General features: G+C 37.7%; 5 protein-coding genes. All 5 read left to right on the forward strand.

Annotated features, from left to right (window positions below):
• Positions 1-110: 110 nt before the first annotated feature.
• The 5 genes from R3333_RS13310 (at position 111) to R3333_RS13330 (ending at position 3,406) form a co-directional block, all read left to right on the forward strand.
• Positions 111-674: a sigma-70 family RNA polymerase sigma factor gene (locus R3333_RS13310; protein WP_318959263.1), complete on the forward strand. Its 564-nt coding sequence runs from the start codon at positions 111-113 to the stop codon at positions 672-674.
• Between the two features lie 20 nt (positions 675-694).
• A complete protein-coding gene (locus R3333_RS13315; protein WP_318959264.1) occupies positions 695-1,144 on the forward strand; it encodes a hypothetical protein in 450 nt (149 codons plus the stop codon).
• 10 nt (positions 1,145-1,154) lie between these two features.
• A complete protein-coding gene (locus R3333_RS13320; RefSeq protein WP_318959265.1) occupies positions 1,155-1,610 on the forward strand; it encodes a hypothetical protein in 456 nt (151 codons plus the stop codon).
• Between the two features lie 142 nt (positions 1,611-1,752).
• Positions 1,753-2,949: an aspartate aminotransferase family protein gene (locus tag R3333_RS13325; protein ID WP_318959266.1), complete on the forward strand. Its 1,197-nt coding sequence runs from the start codon at positions 1,753-1,755 to the stop codon at positions 2,947-2,949.
• Positions 2,950-2,953: 4 nt separating this feature from the next.
• Positions 2,954-3,406, forward strand: coding sequence for a hypothetical protein (locus R3333_RS13330; RefSeq protein WP_318959267.1), 453 nt, complete (start codon positions 2,954-2,956; stop codon positions 3,404-3,406).
• Positions 3,407-3,548 lie beyond the last annotated feature (142 nt).

The raw sequence follows: 3,548 nt of genomic DNA on the forward strand, positions 1-3,548 counted from the left end.
AATTTGGTCAAAGTGGTAAACCAGACGAATTAATGACGAAATACGGTATTGATACTGTTAATATTGTTGAAGCTTGCGAAAAAGTAATTAAACGTAAGTAACAAAAATATATGCTCCTCCTTGACGATAAAGAAATTTTAAAATTACATCGTAAAGGAGGAGCTTCTTCTCAAAAGGCGTTTAACGCCATCGTTGCTCAATACGCAGAACAATTGTATTGGCAAATACGTCGACAAACCAAGAACCACGAAGATACCAACGACGTACTTCAAAACACACTTCTTAAAGTTTACAAAGCTCTCGATAAATTCGAAGGTAAAAGTGCTCTTACTACCTGGATGTATAGCATTGCTAGAAATGAAACCTATACTTTCTTAGAAAAAAGAAACAAGCAAGTTAAACAAGAGTATGACGACGCAAGTCTTGAACTTTTGACTATACCCGGAGACCTCGGCGGACTCCCCCCTGAACAAATAGAAGCTTTATTATTTAGAGCATTGGACACCTTACCCGATAAACAAGCTCAAGTTTTTCAATTAAAATATTTTGAGAACATGAGTTTTAAAAGTATCAGTCAACAATTAGGTACAAGCGTAGGTGGGTTAAAAGCATCTTATCATCATGCTGTTAAAAAAATTGAAGAAAATTTAAAAAACGCATTAAACCTATTATAATTCTATAAGTCTAAAGTACAGTGGAAAAGGATAAAAACATATTCGAACAGTTTAAACCCAGCGAAAAACCAAGCGTTCCGCAAGGTTATTTTGAACAACTCCACAAAGAGTTGAACCACAAAATAGAACCAAAGGCTGAAACAAGGAACAAAGGCTACAAAATAGTACTCTATAGCATTGCTTCTGTTGCTGCTGTGCTCTTACTCTTTTTCAGCATCATACAACCCAACACTACTACACCAACAGCTTCAGTTGCAGATATCACAGATCTTAAAACACAAGAAATTGGTGGTTACATAGAAGAAAATATTCAGCATTTTGACGATGAATTATTTGTAGAAGCCGGTTATATTGCGGTTGCCAGCACTTCTCCCCAACAAAATTTTGAAACTAAAATAAGTGATTTAGATATTGAAGACATCTCTGCATACCTATCAGAAGATGATGAATTAAGTCTAGAAGATTTTTAATATGAAAAACATGAAACACGTTATACTACTCCTATTAACCCTTGTGGGTTTCGCAACTATACATGCTCAAAATGAGCACCCTAAGCACAGACCAACTAAAGCCGAACATGCGAAAATAGAGCAGTTAAAACGAGCTTATTTTTCTGAAAAGCTAGATTTAAACACAGAAGATTCAATTGCCTTTTGGCCTATTTACGACCATTACTCGAAGGAATTGAGAGCCTTACATCATGAAATCAAGGCAAAGTATAGATGTCAATCCGAAGATCAACTTTCAGAAGCAGAATACAAAAAACTAGTAGAGGAATTAGTAGAACTCGAAAAAAAAGAAGCTAAAGTTAAGGCAGAATTCATGCTTAAAATAGGTGAAACTATAGGTTATGAAAAAGCATTGAGAATAACTTGTCTCGAGCATCAATTTAGGAAGCGATTACTCGAAGAATTAAGAGCCAGAAAGAAACAGTAAAGAAATGATTTTCTAGTTTACATAAGTACAATTTACAAGCAAAGGCAGAGAAGAAACTTTTCTGCCTTTTTTATGTAGAAAAGAACAATTATCACCTCTCCATTCTACTCCACTCATTCAATATTTCACTAAATTCGCTCCCATGGACAGACGTGAAAAATTTCTATCGCTTCAGGGGCAAACAACGCCCTTTCCTTACCTTTTGGATATCGATTACGCCAAGGGAATTTATCTCTACGATAAGCAAGGAAAAGCATTTATGGACATGATCGCAGGTGTGGCTGTAAACAACATCGGTCACAATCATCCCAAAGTTGTTGAAGCTTTGAAACAGCAGATAGATAAACACCTCCACGTAATGGTCTATGGCGAATTTATTCAAGACGCCCCTTTATTAATGGCCGAAAGGTTAACTCAAATTCTCCCCGAACAATTAGATTGTGTTTACACGGTAAACTCTGGTGCAGAAGCCAACGAAGCTGCACTTAAATTGGCAAAACGCATTACGGGAAGGTCTCAAATCATTGCTTTTAAAGGAGCCTACCACGGTGGAACGCATGGTGCCTTAAGTGTTTCTGGTAACGAAACGAAAAAGGAAAAATTTAGACCCCTTCTTCCTGGGATTAAATTCCTTAGCTTCAACAATATTGAGGAGCTAGATGCTATTACCGAACAAACTGCCGCAGTAATCATGGAAACCGTACAAGGGGATGCTGGAGTTAGAAAAGCAAACCCTGAATTTATGCGTGCCCTACGCGATAAATGTACAGAAACAGGTACTCAACTAATTTTTGACGAGGTACAGTGTGGTATTGGTAGAACCGCTCACAATTTTGCCTTTGAGATGTACGAGGATGTTGTTCCTGATATCCTTACCCTAGGTAAAGCACTTGGAGGAGGTATGCCCATTGGCGCCTTTGTGTCTTCTCAAGCGAAAATGAAAGAGTTAACTCACGACCCTATGTTAGGACATATCACAACCTTTGGTGGTCACCCCGTGGTTTGTGCAGCAGCTGCAGCGGCATTGGAGGTATTGACCACTGAAATAGACTACAAGCAGGTAGAAGCGAATGGACAAATTTTGGTCGATATGCTCAGTAGAGATCCAGAAATAAAGGAAATTCGTCGTGTTGGAATGATGTTCGCATTCGATATGGAATCCTTTGAACGTGTGGAAAAAGTAGTGAATAGATGTTTAGAATTAGGACTCATCTCTTTCTGGTTCCTATCTCACCCCTACTCTTTTAGATTGAGTCCACCCATTAACATTACAGAAGAAGAAATGATCAAGGCCGGAGAAATAATCTTACAGGCCATAGCTGAAACGAGAGAAAAATAAAGCAATGACAATTACACAAACATTAAATCAAAAAGAGTTCAGAAACGCGAGTCTTAATATCCTATGGAGTAAAATTGGCGTACGCATCGCGACAGCTATTTTTCTGGTAGGTATGATCCTCTTTCCCATCATTTCTGCTTTTTACACAGGCAACTACCAAGAAATAATATCGCCATTACTCTTCATTGTAGTGTTCAGTGTTTTCATTAATTACACCTATAAAAGAGCTTACAACCAAAACACAGATTTACAACATCCGGTGAGTTATAACTTTCAGAAAAAACAACTCATCATTACCGGTAATTCAGGTAAATCCATCCTAGAACTTCCTTTAAAAAAGGTACATGAATTTAAAGGTTCTTTTGCCCTGCAACAGAGTAAACAAGTATTCTACATCATTAAAAAAGAAGGCCTTAAAGATCAAGAACTCAACTTTTTAAAAGGTTTGGTAAAGTAGTAGCTTTCAAAATCTATTTTACTCCAAAATTGTGATCGATTTTTAGGCAAACGGCCGGGCTATTCCTTATAGTCCCTTGGCTTTTGTGGATTCGGCTAAGTGCTCACCCCAGCTTCCAAGGTCGCAAGGGCAAGTACAAGCC

The sequence above is a fragment of the Lishizhenia sp. genome (assembly GCF_033720595.1).
Lineage (GTDB): Bacteria > Bacteroidota > Bacteroidia > Flavobacteriales_D > Crocinitomicaceae > Lishizhenia.

Bases quoted from the DNA above. Each gene is read 5' to 3' on its own strand.
- R3333_RS13310 (WP_318959263.1), top strand. From the start codon at position 111: ATGCTCCTCCTTGACGATAAAGAAATTTTAAAATTACATCGTAAAGGA.
- R3333_RS13320 (WP_318959265.1), top strand. From the start codon at position 1,155: ATGAAACACGTTATACTACTCCTATTAACCCTTGTGGGTTTCGCAACT.
- R3333_RS13325 (WP_318959266.1), top strand. From the start codon at position 1,753: ATGGACAGACGTGAAAAATTTCTATCGCTTCAGGGGCAAACAACGCCC.
- R3333_RS13330 (WP_318959267.1), top strand. From the start codon at position 2,954: ATGACAATTACACAAACATTAAATCAAAAAGAGTTCAGAAACGCGAGT.